An 18,174-nucleotide genomic window follows, 5' to 3' on the forward strand; every position below is an offset into this window, starting at 1 on the left:
TGTGCATACATCAACTCAGTAAAATAATGTTTTCGTTATTCAAAAGTTATATAAAATTTTGTTTATTTCTTACCATCTGTTCAATTTAACTTCAAGTTATAAAATAAAAAACCACAAAACTGTGGTTTTTTATTGAAGTCATTAGGTTGATGAAAACTTTAAAAATTAGTGATCCGGCTGTCCATATTGATCCGCCATGACTTCTACCAATTGATCGAGATGGATGTATTTTTTAATGGCTTGATCGACATCTGCCTTGGTCAAGTTGGCAATCGCTTGGTCGCGCTTTTTACGGAACAATAAATCACGGTCTCGCTCCAACTGTGAGGTCAGCATTCGATGAATATTGCGCTCATCTTCCAAAGCCGTTACTCGGTTTTTCAAAATATCGGCTTTAGCCGCTTCGAGCTCTTGTTCAGTCACTCCACGATCCACTAGCTCTTGCAACACCTTATGTACCGACTGTGACACTTGCTCGGCTTTACCCGCGGTGTAATTGGCATCGATACTGAGTGCGCCTGAGTTGACCCAATCATCCAACTGAATTTCACTGCCAAAGCCATAAACCAAGGCATTCTTCTCGCGTAGTTCCTGTGCCAAACGTGAAGACAGCTGGGAATCACCAAGAATATAACTAAAGACCAACATGGCGGGTGCATCAGGATGATCCTCACCCAGCGGGAAAGTCAGTAAGCTCTGGTAACTACCAAACTCACGCTGCTCGGACAATACATGCTTCTTCTGTGCTTTATACGGCGTAAATTCAGAAGTCAGTTGCGCATACGCTTGTGTCCCTTTCCAATTGCCGAACTGCTTTTTCACCGTACGCAACATTTTCTTGGCATCAAACTCACCCGTTACCGCAATTTGCGCATTATTCATGGCAAAAAATTGTTGATAGAGTTGTTTCACTTGCTCGCTGGTTGAGGCTTGGTATTGCTTCTTGGCATATTCAGGTTCGAAGTGATAACGCAAATCTCCTTGCGGATAGATTTCGATTAAACGGGCAATGGTCAGTGCGGCTACAGTTTCAGGTTCGGTATAGGGGCGGTTTAAGCTGGACAGCGTTTGTGACTTGATTAAATCAAACTGCGACTGTTCAAACTTCGGATTCTTCATGACTTCGACAATATAATTAAAGAAGTCTTCAAACTTTTCCTTTTTCGCCACAATCTGAATGGTCATGCCGTTACCATTGGATGATGCGGTTGCAGAACCACCTGCATCAATGGATTTATCAGCAATATCTTGCAGGCTGTATTTATCGGAAGCACGCAGCAATAAATAAGAGGTGAAATCAATAATTTCACTTTTGTTCATTAAACTTTGGGCTGTACCAAACTCTACATTAATGGTGGCATAGGTTTTATTGTCACGGGTTGCAACAGGATAAAGCGCATATTTCATCCCATTCTTGAACTGACCTCGTTGAATATTCTTTTCGTTCTTTTCCAAATATTGCTGAGAGCTTGCAACATATTGCGCCACCTCTTGTTTATACACACTCACATCTTTCAGTGGCTCAGCTGCTTGGGGTTGCTGGTCTAAAGTCTGCTTCGGAGCCTTTGTTTGCTGCTGTTGCATGGCTTTCTTCTGATCTTCAGGGGTAGGCTCAATATCCCCAGAAATACGGTGCTCTTTGACCAAGAACTGGTTTAAAGTCTGATTGACCTCATTCAAACTTAGGTTTTGAATGTTTTTCAGATCGACATAGTACTGATCCCAACGTCCTTGACTCGCCACAAAATAATCTGCCAGACGTGAACCCAATGCCGCAGAATTACTTTGAATGCTGTCTGCCTGATTTTGAATCAGACTTTTCACCCGTTTCAGTTCCGTTTCATTAAAGGCTTGCGTCTTTTCTACCCCTTGATCGAGTGCTTGATCGACTTGTTCGGCATTATGATTCGGTGCATACATTGCGCCCATAAACACCAAATTAAAATCACGATCGAGCCATGTGGTTGCCTGCACCATGGTACTGGTGCCTGTTTCCACCATGCTTTGATACAAGTGCCCACTCGGCTGCATGGTATATAACAATGGAGACAAGGCTAAAGCAGGTTTGATCTTGTCATTTTTTCCATTCAGGTAAATATTGAATTTGGCCAGATCACTACCCTTTGCCACGGTAAATTCACGCTGCTTGATTTTACTGGCATCCAACATAGGCACTTGAACCTGAGCAGGAATTTGGCGTGCAGGAATAGCACTAAATTGCTGATCAATCTGTTTTAACACTTGTGCCTTGTCGAATTTACCCGCAATCACCATTGCCGCATTATTCGGTGCATACCATGTGCGGTAGAACTGATTCAGTTCGTTCATTTTAATGGACTGCAATTCGTTTAAATCACCAATCGGTAAACGCCCTAAATACTGGTTGCCATAAGCCGACTTCCACATCTGATCCATCAACACCGCAAAAGGTTGATCCAGACGCACTTCACGCTCACGTTTTACAATCGCAATTTCAGAAGGAACAAACTTTTCTTGCAGCACCAATTTATCCATACGCTCGGCTTCTAAATGCAAAATTTCATTTAAAGCCGTTTGTTCAGGACGCACTACGTTGATATAGCGGGTTGAATAATAGTCGGTACTGGCATTGGTCATTAAGGTGTATTGATCCAGTCTGCGCTGGAATTCTTCGCCTTTAACATTCTGCGTTCCCTTAAATGCAAGGTGTTCTAATAAATGTGCCAAGCCCCCTTTGCCCTGCGGATCATTCAATGAGCCTGTCAGATATATGGTGCTCATATAGACTTTATTTTCTTTATCATTCGGCGCCAAAATTACGCGAAAACCGTTATCTAATTTATATTCTTCAATTTGATGATCTGATTTGACCAAAACAGGCTGTGCCCAAGCAGCCGAACTTAAACCAACAAAAAACAGAGAGAAAGTAAGTTTTTTCAACCGCATCAACATATTAATTCCAATATATTCAGTCATATAAATATTTTATAAGCTGCCTATCTTACGGAATCAAAAATGGGATTTATAGTGAAGTTTTGCAAAGCAACCCTCTGTTTTGAGCGTTGCTTTGTAGCAATCTGTTTAATCTAAAAATAACTCTGCCTGCATATAGAGTTTGCCATAGCCCGAAATTTCAATACGCTCCTGATCCAAAATCTTGCAGTACAATTCACCACCACGTTCAGATGCTTGATAAGCAAACAACTCGGCTTTGTTTAATCGTTCTGCCCACAATGGCGCAATCGCGGTATGAATTGAACCTGTGACAGGATCTTCATTAATGCCCATCGCTGGGGCGAAATAACGCGAAACGCAGTCGTATTGTTCACCTGTCGCGGTAATCGCAACATCAACACTTGAACAATGCGCAGTAATCGCAGTGCGCAATGAACCCAATTGTTTTAACAGTTCTAAATTCGGCTGTTCATCCAGAACATCTTGCACAGACGCATATTCAACAATGTAGGCTTGCTGATTCAAATACACATTTTTAAATGGTTTGCTGAGTGCCTGTGTTAAAAGCTCTGGATAATCTGCTACTTTTTCTGCACGACGAATTGGGAAATTCATACAGATTTTGCCATCTTCAGCCTGACTCACAATGAAGATGCCTAGATTTTTGACATGAAAATGAATGGTTTTGGCTGGGGTAAAATCTTTAAACAGTACGAAGCTGCTGGCTAAAGTCGCATGTCCACAAAAATCCACTTCGGCTGTTGGCGTGAACCAACGGATTTCAAAATGTTCATCATCAATCTTTTTTACAAATGCAGTTTCAGACAGATTATTTTCTAGAGCAATATTTTGCATCAGTACTTCATCTAACCATTGCTCAGCCACAATCACTGCCGCAGGATTACCCTTAAATAATGCATTGCTAAAAGCATCGACTTGATACATTTTCATGATTTTTCTCCATTGTTTCATGCTTATTATGCCGTTACAGCCCAACAATAACAGATACAAATTTATTTGATTTATGGATACAGTTATTTCATGGCATAAAAAAAGAAAGCCAATATCTAAAATACTGACTTTCTCATTCATATCGAAACCGTAAAATTAACTCTCGATTAAATCCACATTTTCTTGTTTGAAAATCGCTTGATCGGTTTGCCCCAAGACTTGACTGGTGACCATCCCCGCAGTCATTGAACCATTCACATTCAACGCTGTACGCCCCATATCAATCAAAGGTTCAATCGAAATCAACAGTGCCACTAGGGTCACAGGTAAACCTAAGATTGGCAATACAATGAGCGCAGCAAAAGTTGCACCGCCCCCAACACCTGCAACACCCACAGAACTCAGTGTCACCACGCAGACTAAAGTCAGAATCCAGATCGGATCTAGAGGATTGATCCCGACCGTCGGTGCAACCATCACCGCCAACATGGCTGGATATAAACCTGCACAACCATTTTGACCAATGGTTGTCCCGAAAGATGCCGAAAAGCTGGCAATTGACTCAGGCACACCCAGACGACGCGTTTGCGCTTCAATATTCAACGGGATACTGGCAGCACTGGAACGGCTGGTAAAGGCAAATGTGAGTACAGGCCAAACCTTTTTAAAGAATTGAACTGGATTTACCCCTGTCATTAACAAAATCAGTGCATGCACAGCAAACATGATGCCTAGACCAATATAAGATGCAACCAAGAAGCCACCCAGATTTAGGATGTCTGCCAACTTTGAATTCGCCACAATATTGGTCATTAGGGCAAACACACCATACGGGGTGAGCGTCATAATTAAGCGGACTAATTTCATGACCCATGCTTGCATAATTTCAATCGCAGCAAGCAATTTCTGTCCTTTTTCAACATCCGCCTTAATTAAGTTTAAGCCTGCAATACCAAGGAACACCGCAAAAATCACCACACTAATAATAGAAGTTGGATGCGCGCCCGTCAGTTCAGCAAAAGGATTGCTCGGAATAAAAGAGAGAAACAGATCTGGAACTTGTAAATTGGTCACTTGCCCGACATAGTCGGTCTGAATCGCATTCAGACGTTCAGTTTCTTGTGCACCCTGAACCAGACCTGCCGCAGTCAAACCAAAGGCATTGGTCACCACTACACCGACAAACGCAGCAATGGCCGTTGTGACTAACAAAATACCAATACTAATGAAACTGATTTTGCCCAGCGAACCTGCATCATGCAGTTTAATGACCGCACCTAAAATGGAAACAAAGACCAGTGGCATGACCACCATTTGCAACAGTTTGACGTAGCCTTTACCCACCAAGTTAAACCATTGCACTGACTCTTGCAGCACGGTTGAGCCTGTGCCATACACCAAATGTAAGACTAAACCGAACACTACCCCCAAGCAGAGACCAGCAAGCACCTTTTTGGCAAGGCTCCAATGGGTATGACGTGTCCGACTTAATAAGAACAGCAATGCCACAAAGAGTATGACATTGATGATTAAGGGCATATTCATGTATTTTCCCTAAATAATGTAACCCTTATTATAAATCAAAATTCCATTCGACTTTTGGCTTTACCTATCAGTGCTAACCAAGTGTTCAAATTTAGACTACTCCAGCAGCAATCAGGGTTATGATATGCCGTAGAAAATACTCTAATTGAATCTAAATATGGCTGATTTCTCTCACCCTCACATTCAACCTGTCGAACTGGCAAAGGCGTACCGTTTACTTAATCATGGTCCAACCGTCTTGGTGTCTGCACAACATGGTCAGGAAAGTAATGTAATGACTGCCGCTTGGGCGTGTGCCTTAGAGCTGATTCCAGCCAAAGTTTCGGTGGTGCTAGATAAAAGCACCAAAACCCGAAAATTGATTGAAGATTCAGGTTATTTTGCGCTACAGGTTCCCACCTTAAAGCAAATTGAGTTGGTTCAAGCATTAGGTTCCATCAGCCAGTTTGATGATCCTGATAAACTCGCACATTGCCATACGCCACTGTTTCACTTTGACGGTTTTGACTTACCTGTGGTGGAAGGCTGTGCCGCTTGGCTGATTTGTGAGTTAATTCCTGAACCACATAACCAGCAAACACATGATCTGTTTATTGGAAAAGTACTTGCAGCCTATGCAGATGATCGTGTGTTCCGTGATGGACATTGGTATTACCACGAAGCCGACCCATCTTGGAAAAGTGTGCATCATGTTGCAGGTGGTCATTACTACACCATTGGTGATGCAGTAGATACCAATAAAAAATAAGCATATAGATTAAATCAATGCTGCATCCTTTCGACTAAAGGTGAAAAGTCAGCGGTTGTTTTTCTTTATTTTTCACCTTATAGTTCAAGTACATTTTTTAAACAATTAGTCAAATTGTATGAACAGGACGTTCTCGGACACCCTCAAACTCAGCCTCTTTCTTTGTTTGAGTATGTGCTTAGGCATTGGTATTTTACGCTTTTCCTATACCGCCCTATTGCCTTCAACACGTGAAGCCTATGAATGGAGTCATAACTTTGCCAGTATTTTAGGCAGTGCCAACCTTTTAGGCTATTTGGTGGGTGCTTATTGGGCAATGAAAATCCCGCAAAATTCCAAAATGCCCATCTATATCATTAGTGCTGCTTTTGTAGGTTCCATCAGCTTGTTTGCATGTGCTTTTTCCAGTTTTTCGGAAACGTGGTATTTAACGTGGCGTTTCATTTCAGGCATCAGTGGTGGTTTACTGATGATTCTGTCGCCAAGTGTGGTCGCACAATGTAGCGATTTACAACATCGCTTTAAAATCAACTTTATTGGTTTTAGTGGCATTGGCTTAGGGGTTTTATGTGCCACACTATTTATGCCCTATCTGGATCGAATTGCAATTTCTACGGCATGGTTAATCTTATGTGCTTTCGCCTTTAGCATGAGTGCATTGCTCTGGTTGCTCGTACGTCCATTTCAAGATCAACTGCAAGCTATTCCAGCAACACAATCGCAATCGGATCAAGTCGGTTTCATTTACTACAGCTTGTTGATCGCCTATGCCTGTAGTGCTTTTGCCTATATTCCCCATTCTTTATTTTGGATTGACTACCTAAGCCATGTATTGGAACTGAATTTATTCTGGATCAATTTCAACTGGATACTGTATGGCTTAGGCAGTGCCTTAGGTGCCTATAGCGCATATGTTTTGGCACGCAAGCTCGGGAATTTTGCCGCACTTAAAGTGTTATACAGCATCTACATTTTTGCAATTTTAATTGCCGTACTCAGTTTCTCACCTGTTTTTACGTTTCTATCATCCTTCTTAACAGGTCTGCTTAACCCTGCTGTCGTGTTCCTGACCTCCTATACTATTTTGCAATTGTACGGTCTGGCTTATAAAAAATTATGGAGTATGGCAACCCTCAGTTTTGCTAGCATTCAATTAGTGGGTGGGATTAGCTTTAGCACTTTGCAGCATTTTGGTGTGTCCTATCATCAGCAATTTAGCATAGCCTCTGCGGTACTATTACTCGGCACCTTACAACTGTTTTGGTTTACTCGCCCACATACGAAGAGCACCAATAGCACCAAACAAATAACCGATCAGTAATATTCATAACTACCCCATTGACCCAGTGAAATATGAAGTTAATTTCCAGTCGAGCGTAAATAAGGATAAGGATTCACTGCCCCTTGACCAGTCAGATAGATACCATAATGCAGATGCGGGGGTGTATTTTTCGCATTGCCCGTATTCCCTACATAACCCAGCACTGTTCCTTGCTCAACCCAGTCTCCAACGTCTATCTGCTGCGCATAAGTATCTAAATGGGCATAATAATGTCGACTTAAATCTGGACCAATCACCCACACCACCTTCCCACCCAAGCTATCTAAACCGACCTTAGCCACTATACCTTGTGTTGTACTTAGTACAGCTGTACCGCGTTTAGCAAAAATATCAATACCTTCATGTTTACGCCCCTGCCCCCTTGCAGCACCCCAAGTATTGCTGATTTGTTTTGATTGAATACCTTCAACAGGCATTGGTAACTGCTGGGAAAGATTTTGACGTGCGAGCTGAAATTGTAATATTGGATATTGCCAACTGGTCGATTCTCCAGAGCTTGGCGGTGTACATGCCTGTAGCATCAAGCTAAGTACGAATATAAGCGTAACGGATTTAAACTTCTGATATTTAGGATTCATTCGAATGATGTAGAACTTTTATAATTGGCTCAATTCTAGCTGTGAGCGCTAAACTTCCCTATAGTGTTTTGGTTATTCAGGCTTATTTCAAAACCCCAATGAGCTGCTAAAAATGATGGCGAGCACAGTATTTTGACAAGCGGTTAAATCACTTTAAGAATTGATGAAAATAAAAAATTTTGACAAAAAAAAAAGCCTACAAATGAGTCAAGTAGGCTTTAAAAAAATTTAAAACAAGTCAGGGAACTATCGGCTTTAAATCTTGTGCTAATAGTGCCAAAGCTGTAAGCCATTTACAATACTTTGGTTAAAGATATATTTAAAATATTTGTTAAAAAGTCCTTTTTTTTGTAATACAGGCAGAAAAATGCCGATAGATTCTGATACATGTCCCAATCAACTGCTCAAACTATCTTTTTGCTTATTTAAATAGTGATGGTATTCCTTCAGATATTGTTGAGCCAATGCTGTCTTTTGCGGCTCAGCTAAAATTTTTCCCGCTTGCTGAAAAAAACCATGCTCCTCTTCTTTCAAATGATGATGCACCGTTTCAGATAATTTCTTGGCAATTGATAACCAACTCGGATGACTAAAATCCAAGTCTGTCAGCTGCTCTAATAGCTCATCCATCGCGTGATGTTCTGCTAAAGCATGACGCGTAATATTCAGTCCTGAATCAGTCATCATGAGTGGAATATAAAAATATCGATCTTCTGCAACGGCATGTGCAAACAATTCATTCTTTAATGCATAAAACAATTCATGCCGTTCTTCACTATCCCCTGAGGTTTCAATTAACTGTTGCGACAAGATTCTCTGCTTATCATGACTTTGTCTTAATGCTTCAAAAATTGTGGTACTTGTCATTGCGATCAACCCTCTTGAACGTATGTATGCATCTACTATGGACATACTCCATAAAATGGTCAGTTTCCGAACTGTTTTATTTTTAAGCGTAATGCATTACCATTTTTTTCAAATTGTGTTTTTACTGCTGTTCATTGTTAATGTAAAAAAATCCAATAATTAGAGCTGCAACCCCAGCTCAATTTGCTAAATGTTTAGACACTATTAAATAGAAAAAATTAAAAAAGAATAAGTCGCTCACCCTGTATTTAAAGCGATTGCACAAGAAGATTTCGTCCCTTGCTCAAAAAGGAATTGCATGAAAAATTCCTAAAACTACAGTTTATAAAATGCTAGTTCTATTAAACTAAATCAAAAATACTCATGACTCTAGAACCAGAGCTTTAGATAAGTACAATAATCTTCACTGCAAAATAGAATGAATATCACCCAATTTTTAAGTGCATGACATTGAGATTTTCAAAAAAGAAGCGATAAATAAAAACCACAGATATTCTTATTATTCTATATATTGAATAAATCTAAATCATTTTTCATCATCAGACTAAAAATCTAAGAATTAAAAATAACAGCTTTAAGCAAGGAGGCAATCAATGCCCAATTTCAAAAGACCTGAGCTCTTAGGTTTTCTTTTTCCCACAGTATTGCTCATAAGTGTTTCCACTATCGTATCTGCAAACACTGCACCAGTAGTGCTGAATACCACCAAAGCGCTTGCTTATCCAAATATAGATCCCAGTTTAAGTGAAAGCCTTTATCCGAATGAGGCCGCCACGGCTAAACAAATTGCAAACAGCATTGAAATGTCCATTCGTAAACAATATGCCACAGATCTCGCACTACGTGATGCACACCCTAAAGCTCATGGTTGCGTACGCGCAGAATTTCAAATAAATGACACATTACCTCCCACCCTAGCGCAAGGTGTTTTCATTCCAGGCAAAACCTATCCAACATGGATTCGTTTTTCCAATGCATCGAGTAATGCTAAACAGGCGGATATTAAAAAAGATGCACGCGGCATGGCAATCAAGCTTTTAGGGGTGTCTGGTAAAAATCTTTCAGATGAACCGTCCTCTACCCAAGATTTCATCATGATCAACCACCCAGTCTTTTTTGCCAATGACCCTGCTCGCTATCTGTCATTCATACAAGATATCAATAGTGACAAATTTCTAAAAAAACTACATATTCCTTTTGCATTAGGGGCAAAAGGCACTTGGATTGCGCTAAATACTAGAAATAAAATTTCAAATCCATTACAAACCAGATACTGGTCTATGGTGCCCTATCAATTGGGATTAGGTAATCAACGTCAGGCGGTAAAATATTCTGTTCGAGCTTGTTCTACCATTGTCAGCCCTTTTCCTACTAGGCCTAACAAGGACTTCTTAAGGGAGGCACTCCGCACGAGTTTGCAGGAAAGCGATGCGTGCATGGAATTTTTAGTACAACCTCGAACATCCAGTGCCATGTCCGTCGAAGACTCTATGACTGAATGGAAAGAAGACCAAGCCCCTTTCTACAAGGTGGCAACGATTCGCATTCCTAAGCAAGTATTTGATACCCCAGAGCAAAATATTTTTTGTGAAAACCTCTCTTTTACACCATGGCATGCATTAGCTGAACACAAACCTCTTGGTGCGATAAACCGAATGCGTAAAGTTATCTATGAGCAGATTAGTCGCGTCCGACATGAAATGAATTCGACTGAAAGATTGGAACCCTCATCCCAATAAAAATTAATTAAGAAAATATGGCTAAACCGTATGGTCAGTTCATAATTTAATGTCTAAAGAAGAAGTCCTTATCGTTATGCAACTTCATCAACAATATATTGCCTTAAAGCATTTAGAAAAAATGGATCAATAATGTGTTCAACTTAAGCATCTTTTGTAGGGCAACTGAAATCAAATATTTACCAAATATGTCCAAGGTTTGGAACAAAGAAGATTACCTATCCGATGTAAAGAATAAAATTGAGGAGCATCAGCCGAAATCTGATATAGTAGCCTACATCTCATGGGCTTTTTCCTTACCCTTCCCGACCTACTCCCACTTATACGGGTAACCAAACGGGTAACACAAGCAAGCCCAAACAAATTTTTTAAATTTTTTAGTAGGTTAAAGTGAAAATAGTCATTCTTAACAAGCCTTATGACGTTCTCTCTCAGTTTCGTAAAGACGAAGCGCATATGACAATGTCTGACTTTGTAGACGATTCAACTTTGCGTTTAGCAGGTCGTCTCGATATGGACTCTGAAGGCTTAGTTTTTTTAACTGACCACGGTGGTTTAAATCAATACATTACCAATCCTGCAAACAAAAAGTACAAAACATATTTAGTACAGCTTGATGGTGATGTCACCGAAGAAGCATTAGAGCAACTTCGTAATGGTATTGAATTAAAAGATGGCATGACTTTGCCAGCTAAAGCCATCAAAGTTCAACAACCTGAATGGTTATGGGATCGTGATCCTCCTGTCCGTTTCCGTGCTTCGGTTCCGACATCTTGGGTTGAAATTTCAATTTGTGAAGGTCGTAACCGCCAAGTACGTCGTATGACTGCTGCTGTTGGCTTCCCGACTTTACGTTTAATTCGTACTAAAATTGGCTCAATTGACTTGGTGCAATTAGGTTTACAACCAGGTGAAACTAAAGAAATTGAACCTTTATTGTACCCAGACTTTAAAGATATTCCTGCGGAAGAGCCGTATCGCTCACGTTCGTATGTGAAGAAACCTGGTGGTACAGGTGGTAAGCCAATGGTTCGTAAGAACAAAGATGGTTCTACCAAAAAATCAGGTACTAAGCGTATTTGGCAAATGGATGAAAGCGAAAAACCTCGTCGTAAGACCAATGGTACAACACGTCCAAATACCAAAGCTCCACGTGGTCGTGGACGTGGTAGTCGTTAAGATTTGATTGTTTTAAAGCCCACGTAAGTGGGCTTTTTAATAACCGAACATTATTGCCTAATAATAAAAGAGCTTTCAATTTCCCAAGAGTTTTTTATAAAGAATGCTTTAAGTAAATAGTTTTCGCTTATTTGACTATTAAATTTAGTTTTATAAATAAGAGTAATTGGAACTGTCATAAATTTTGAATCTACTGATAAATCTGATAACTCAGAATTAAAATAAGTAGTTTCCAATGTAGCTTCATCGACTTTCAACTTACTAATAACAGGAAAAACCTTATTTTTTATATTGATCTCAATATGTAATGCTTCCCCAATTCCTCTCTTATGAATTTTCAGCATTAGCTTCAATTCACCACTTTTAGCTTCATTGATGGAATATTTTTCACAGCTACAAGAATCTATTGATAAATTTGGCATAGCCGAGTGATTCATAGCATCAAATTGTTGCTTTTGAATTTTCGACAATTCTCCTTGCAGTTTTACACTAGCTCTCATCTCATCAATCTGAAGTTTAAGTGCTTTTTCTTGTTGCTCTAAGGCTCTCGTATTCTGATCTAACTGCTTACCTTGCTGTATATAACCCAAAATCAACCAAAAGAAAGCAATTGGGGCAAAAATCCCCGCAAGAAAATCACCTAATTCATTGAGTGATTCTGCTGATTTCAAACTTCCAAGAATCCAAATTAAACCAATTACACCTAACCAAATAACTGTAACTGCTATAGCCCAATTTAAACTTTTCTTATTCATATTTTTATCCAGTTCAAACATCTTGAAATATAAAAAAAGCCGATGCATTTGCATCGGCTTTTTCACATCATCGACTAATAGCCGATTTTGCTAAACTTAAACAGTTTCAAGTGCAGCATTAAGAGTCGCACTTGGACGCATAACAGCGTTTACTTTCACTGGGTCTACAGCGTAGTAACCACCGATATCTGCCGCTTGCCCTTGAACAGCCGAAAGCTCTGCAATGATTTTGTCTTCGTTTTCAGCAAGTACTTTTGCAAGTGGAGCAAACTTCGCTTTCAACGTAGCATCTTCGTCCTGAGCAGCCAAAGCTTCAGCCCAGAATTTCGCTAAGTAGTAATGGCTACCACGGTTGTCCAACTCACCAGTACGACGTGATGGAGACTTGTCGTTGTCAAGTAACTGACCAGTCGCTTGATCTAGAGTTTTAGCAAGAAGTTTCGCCTGAGCGTTGTCTTCTTTAATGCCTAACTCTTCTAAAGAAACCGCTAATGCAAGGAACTCACCTAAAGAATCCCAACGTAAGTGATTTTCTTCTACAAGCTGTTGTACGTGTTTAGGCGCAGAACCACCAGCACCAGTTTCGTACATACCGCCACCTGCCATTAATGGCACGATAGACAACATTTTCGCAGAAGTACCTAATTCCATAATTGGGAACAAGTCAGTGAGGTAGTCACGTAAGATGTTACCAGTTACAGAAATGGTATCTAAACCACGAGCTACACGCTCAAGCGTATAACGCATTGCACGTACTTGAGACATGATTTGAATATCAAGACCTGTTGTATCGTAGTCTTTCAAGTACTTTTGTACTTTCTTGATGAGTTCATTTTCATGTGGACGGTACGGGTCAAGCCAGAAGATTGCAGGCATACCAGAGTTACGTGCGCGAGTTACTGCAAGTTTCACCCAGTCACGAATCGGTGCATCTTTCACCTGACACATACGCCAGATATCGCCTTCTTCAACGTTCTGCGACATCAACACTTCACCTGTTTCTAGGTCAGTGATGTTTGCAATACCAGCTTCTGAAATTTCAAAAGTCTTGTCGTGTGAACCGTATTCTTCAGCTTTTTGCGCCATTAAGCCTACGTTTGGTACTGTACCCATAGTTTTCGGGTCAAAGTTGCCATTCCACTTACAGAAATTGATCATTTCTTGGTAAATACGAGCGAATGTAGATTCTGGCATTACGGCTTTACAGTCGTACTGCTTACCATCAGCACCCCACATTTTACCGCCACTACGGATCATTGCTGGCATAGATGCATCAACAATAATGTCGTTTGGAGAATGGAAGTTGGTGATGCCTTTTGCAGAATCAACCATTGCTAATGCAGGACGGTGTTCTTGACATGCGTGTAAATCTTCGATGATTTCTTCACGTAAAGACGTCGGTAATGTTTCGATCTTTTCATAAAGACCAGCCATACCGTTGTTTACGTTAATGCCTAGCTCATCAAATAATTTGCCATGCTTTTCGAATGCATCTTTATAATAAATCTTAACGCAGTGACCAAATACGATTGGGTGCGATACTTTCATCATGGTTGCTTTAACGTGCAACGAGAACAAAATGCCAGCTTCACGACAGTCTTCGAGTTGTTTCTCGTAGAAGTCACAAAGCGCTTTTTTGCTCATGAACATTGAATCGATAATTTCGCCATCTAGAAGCGCAACTTTTGGCTTAAGAACGATCGTTTCACCAGACTTGGTGATCAATTCCATTTTCACGTTACGCGCGCGGTCAAGCGTCATCGATTTTTCGCCATGATAGAAGTCACCCTCTTCCATGTGTGAAACGTGAGTTTGTGACCATTGCTTCCACTCGCTCATTGAATGCGGGTGTTTTTTAGCGTAGTTCTTTACTGCAGCAGGCGCACGGCGGTCAGAGTTACCTTCACGTAATACTGGGTTTACAGCAGAACCAAGGCACTTACCATAACGTGCTTTAATCTCTTTTTCTTCTTCAGTCGCAGGGTTTTCTGGATAGTCAGGAATCGTGAAACCTTTAGATTGAAGTTCCTTAATGCATGCAGTTAACTGAGCAACAGAAGCACTAATGTTAGGAAGTTTGATGATATTAGTGTCAGGATCTTGCGTAAGACGACCTAATTCTGCGAGGTTATTCGGAACCTTCTGCTCGTCGCTTAAGTAGTCAGCAAATTCTGAAAGCACGCGTGATGCTACAGAAATATCACTTTTGGTGATCTCGATGCCAGCTGGCTTAGTAAAGGTTTCAATGATCGGCAGTAGCGAATAAGTCGCCAACAATGGCGCCTCATCAGTCAGTGTGTAAATGATGTTTGACTTTCCACCAGCCATATATAGCCCCTTGTGTTAAATTGAGTTTTTAGAGAACCAGACTTTTGGCCCAGCCCTACGAACCGATTGCTTAAATAATCCCTGAGAGTATCGTCCCTCAACGCTTTTCAGTCAACGATATATCTTGTGATAACGACATTTCGTGAGAAAATACCCCTCGGTTTATGTGGTTTTTTTAAACACTTTTTAAAGTCAATCAGTTAGATTTCAAATACCTCTTCCACAGTGCTAAAACCATCAGCAAGCATTCTACCAATGAGGGATTGTTTATATTAAATCTAGTATATGACGGTTGAATAACCAAATGAGTGAAAAAATCTCTCAATTTCGCCTTACGCAGTGCATATTTGTTGATCTTTCAAATTTCTAAATTTTATTAAAACGGCTTGATCCAGCCCAATGATAATGCTAATTATGATTCATATTAAATATTATTATTCTAATGGTGTATCAAAAGGATGATGTAATGGAAATCGCAAAAGGACATGCCTTATTTAATAATGACCACGTCATGCAAGAACTTGGTGCGCGTTTAGTCGACTATAAAGACTGCTATGCCAAAGTAGAACTCTTGGTCGAACAGCGACATACTCAAGGACATGGCACCTGTCATGGCGGAATTATTTTTACTTTGGCGGATGGCGCTTTTGCTGTTGCCTGCAACACAGGCGATTACCCTGCTGTAGGACAACACTGTAATATCAGCTACATTAAACCCGGACTGATTGGTGATGTACTCACTGCTACTGCAGAGCTGCGTTCTCAAGCGGGTCGTTCCGAATTTTATGACATCCAAGTTGTTAACCAGAAACAGGAAACCATTGCCGAATTTAGGGGAGTATCACGCATGCTAGTGCCTACGAAAAAAGAACTGTCATAAAAATAATGACCATCTGACCCGACTCCAGCAGCATTACCACAACGTAGCTTCTTGTTTTAGTTACATATTGAAATGTTGAATTTTTTAAGATTGTTTAAACTCAATCTTTTCAAGCTTTAGGATCAATCAGATGGTTAAATTTCTAGTACCGCTTATTGGACTTGGTTTCACTTCTTTCTGCTTTGCACAAAACCCTCTCAGTGTTCATGTTCTTAACTTGGATAACGGCTTACCTTCTGCCAACGTCAAAGTTGTACTCGAAGCACAACAAAATGATAAATGGACAGAGATCAATTCAGCTACAACCGATGAACAAGGTCGAATTAGTGAACTGTATCCCAAAGATGCGCCTTTACAGAAAGGCGTGTATAAAGTCACCTTTAAAACAGGTGACTGGTTTCGCCAAAAGAATGAACGCTCTTTTTTTCCCGAAGTTCCCGTAGTATTCGTCATTGATGGTTCACTTGAGCATTATCATATTCCACTACTGATCAGCCCTTATGGATACTCAACCTATCGTGGCAATTGATCATTCCGAATAAACCCTATTTAAATCCAACATAAAAAAGCCGATGCTAGGCAGCATCGGCTTTTGATTTATTTTTACTTTGTCAGATTAAGCTTTTAACCAAGCATCTGCTTTCGCCTGATTTTCCACTTTCAATTCCACGGTAGTTAAGCCCGTTTCACCACCTTGAACTTCAAATCGCATCAATTCATCACGACGGAAGGCAAAAATCGTGAATGTTTCTTTACGTTTCGCATATTGCGCTAACAGCTTTTCACTGGCTTTTAAGCCGTCAATCGCAAGAATCACATCATTAGCAGAAAGACCTGCTTGTGCAGCTGCACCATCACGGCGTACTTGCTGAATCAGTACACCTTCTGGCTTGTCTACAACCTTCATGCCAAATGGTAATGACTTGTCATTTTTCAGACTATAGCTTAAGCCAAACTCTGGGAATAATTGATCAAGCGGCAATTCATCGACTGTATTAATCAAATGGTTAATCTGTTCAATCCAGCTATCGCCTGTCAATTGTTCACAAATTTCAAAAATGCTGCGTTCATTGACCTGAATCCCATTTTGCGCATTTTCATACAGTTTACGCATTAAGGCATCCAAACTCGAACCACGTAAACGCAGACCTAAGTCCAAGCATAATGCGACTAAACAGCCTTTGTTATAGTAGCTGGTGCCTGCATTATTTGAGTTCTCATCCTGACGATAAAACTTCACCCACGCATCAAAACTCGATTCCGCCACCGTTTGCACGTTACGACCTGGATTTTGTAAGTAACGATCAATCTGGGTTTTGAGTAGTTTGAGATACGACTCTTGCGACACCACGCCGCTACGTAGCAAAATCAGATCGTCGTAATACGAGGTAAAGCCTTCAAACACCCAAAGCAAAGTGGTGTAGCTTTCTTTGTTCAGGTCATAATTAACCAAGTTTTCAGGACGAATAAACTTCACCAACCACGAGTGGAAATATTCGTGGCTGCACAAGCCTAAGAAGCGTTGATAATCTTCCGAGGGTTCTACAGGTTCATCAGCTTTCGGCAAATCATTTCGTGGCGTGATTAAACTGGTACTGTTTGGATGCTCCAAACCACCATAACTGTTACCCGTTGCCATGGTCATAAAGGTATAGTTGGCAAACGGCGCAGAACCAAACATCTTAATTTCATTCGCACAGATTTTTTCAATATCTTGCTGCATGCGTTCCGCATTCATGGCGTGTTGCCCTGAAACGACAAACTCATGCGCAATGCCTTCCGCTTCGAAACCAAAACGGGTTTGTTCTGCCAGTTCAAACGGTGCATCAATCAGTTCTGCATAGTTTTGCGCTTTTAAGGTATAACGCCCTTTCACCAGGCTTTTAGATGCCAAGCCTGTAGCCAACTGGAAATGCTTTAATTCATCTGGCAAGAACAACTCAACTTCAACTTCTTTTTCTTCCTGACCTTCCAAGCCTAAACATGCACAAGCGGGATTGACATATAAGCGATTCTGGTCGACATAGGCACCGCGCACCGAAAGATCATAGGCGTAGACATCATATTCAACCGTAATAAATTCATGGTCGGTATTAAACAAACGCCATTTATTCTTTTCAAATTTCTGGATTTTTAATATACGACCAGCTTCATCATAGGCACGCACCGATTCAATATGCTTGGAAAACTCACGAATGAGATAGCTACCAGGAATCCAAGTTGGGAGAGAAAGAACTTGAGTTGGGTTTGCCAAGAAACGCAGTGTGACATGTACAAGATGCTGACGATAATCGTCAAATTCGATTTGATAATGCAACATAATAGGCA

General features: G+C 40.6%; 14 protein-coding genes. 6 read left to right on the plus strand and 8 right to left on the minus strand.

The window, feature by feature from the left end; genetic code table 11:
- Positions 1-165: 165 nt before the first annotated feature.
- From MKI85_RS02295 to MKI85_RS02305, 3 genes are all read right to left on the minus strand, one after another.
- Positions 166-2,931 (minus strand): M16 family metallopeptidase, encoded by a 2,766-nt coding sequence (locus MKI85_RS02295; protein ID WP_241624603.1) that lies wholly within the window; start codon positions 2,929-2,931, stop codon positions 166-168.
- 129 nt (positions 2,932-3,060) lie between these two features.
- A complete protein-coding gene (locus MKI85_RS02300) occupies positions 3,061-3,885 on the minus strand; it encodes a PhzF family phenazine biosynthesis protein (RefSeq protein ID WP_241624605.1) in 825 nt (274 codons plus the stop codon).
- A 156-nt stretch (positions 3,886-4,041) separates the two neighbouring features.
- The gene (locus MKI85_RS02305; RefSeq protein ID WP_241624607.1) at positions 4,042-5,430 is read right to left on the minus strand and encodes an L-cystine transporter; all 1,389 of its coding nucleotides are present in this window, start codon (positions 5,428-5,430) and stop codon (positions 4,042-4,044) included.
- 157 nt (positions 5,431-5,587) lie between these two features.
- Here MKI85_RS02305 and MKI85_RS02310 point away from each other — a divergent pair, with 157 nt between their 5' ends.
- Positions 5,588-6,178 carry a flavin reductase family protein gene (locus tag MKI85_RS02310; RefSeq protein WP_241624609.1) on the plus strand — a complete coding sequence of 197 codons (591 nt, stop codon included), beginning with the start codon at positions 5,588-5,590 and terminating at the stop codon, positions 6,176-6,178.
- Between the two features lie 118 nt (positions 6,179-6,296).
- Positions 6,297-7,499, plus strand: a complete 1,203-nt coding sequence (locus MKI85_RS02315; RefSeq protein WP_241624611.1) for a YbfB/YjiJ family MFS transporter — start codon at positions 6,297-6,299, stop codon at positions 7,497-7,499.
- 38 nt (positions 7,500-7,537) lie between these two features.
- On the opposite strand, the gene MKI85_RS02320 is transcribed toward MKI85_RS02315, so the two are convergent.
- Both MKI85_RS02320 and MKI85_RS02325 read right to left on the minus strand, forming a co-directional pair.
- Positions 7,538-8,098 carry a M23 family metallopeptidase gene (locus tag MKI85_RS02320; RefSeq protein WP_241624612.1) on the minus strand — a complete coding sequence of 187 codons (561 nt, stop codon included), beginning with the start codon at positions 8,096-8,098 and terminating at the stop codon, positions 7,538-7,540.
- Positions 8,099-8,494: 396 nt separating this feature from the next.
- Positions 8,495-8,965, minus strand: a complete 471-nt coding sequence (locus tag MKI85_RS02325; protein WP_241624614.1) for a hemerythrin domain-containing protein — start codon at positions 8,963-8,965, stop codon at positions 8,495-8,497.
- Positions 8,966-9,558: 593 nt separating this feature from the next.
- On the opposite strand from MKI85_RS02325, the gene MKI85_RS02330 reads away from it, so the two are divergent.
- Positions 9,559-10,704, plus strand: coding sequence for a catalase family protein (locus MKI85_RS02330; protein ID WP_241624616.1), 1,146 nt, complete (start codon positions 9,559-9,561; stop codon positions 10,702-10,704).
- A 390-nt stretch (positions 10,705-11,094) separates the two neighbouring features.
- On the plus strand, positions 11,095-11,883 hold the full coding sequence (locus tag MKI85_RS02335) for a pseudouridine synthase (protein WP_241624618.1): 789 nt from the start codon (positions 11,095-11,097) through the stop codon (positions 11,881-11,883).
- Between the two features lie 50 nt (positions 11,884-11,933).
- Here MKI85_RS02335 and MKI85_RS02340 read toward each other — a convergent pair whose 3' ends face one another.
- Positions 11,934-12,638: a hypothetical protein gene (locus MKI85_RS02340; protein ID WP_241624620.1), complete on the minus strand. Its 705-nt coding sequence runs from the start codon at positions 12,636-12,638 to the stop codon at positions 11,934-11,936.
- A 96-nt stretch (positions 12,639-12,734) separates the two neighbouring features.
- Positions 12,735-14,966 (minus strand): NADP-dependent isocitrate dehydrogenase, encoded by a 2,232-nt coding sequence (locus tag MKI85_RS02345; RefSeq protein WP_241624622.1) that lies wholly within the window; start codon positions 14,964-14,966, stop codon positions 12,735-12,737.
- Between the two features lie 466 nt (positions 14,967-15,432).
- On the opposite strand from MKI85_RS02345, the gene paaI reads away from it, so the two are divergent.
- Both paaI and uraH read left to right on the plus strand, forming a co-directional pair.
- Entirely contained in the window at positions 15,433-15,846 is a 414-nt protein-coding gene (gene paaI, locus MKI85_RS02350; protein WP_241624623.1) for a hydroxyphenylacetyl-CoA thioesterase PaaI, read from the plus strand.
- Positions 15,847-15,976: 130 nt separating this feature from the next.
- Entirely contained in the window at positions 15,977-16,375 is a 399-nt protein-coding gene (gene uraH / locus MKI85_RS02355) for a hydroxyisourate hydrolase (protein ID WP_241624626.1), read from the plus strand.
- 87 nt (positions 16,376-16,462) lie between these two features.
- Here the strand turns inward: uraH and MKI85_RS02360 are convergent, their stop codons facing one another.
- Positions 16,463-18,166: a M61 family metallopeptidase gene (locus tag MKI85_RS02360; RefSeq protein ID WP_241624628.1), complete on the minus strand. Its 1,704-nt coding sequence runs from the start codon at positions 18,164-18,166 to the stop codon at positions 16,463-16,465.
- Positions 18,167-18,174: the final 8 nt, after the last annotated feature.

Source organism: Acinetobacter zhairuonensis, from assembly GCF_022601715.1.
Classification (GTDB): Bacteria; Pseudomonadota; Gammaproteobacteria; order Pseudomonadales; family Moraxellaceae; genus Acinetobacter.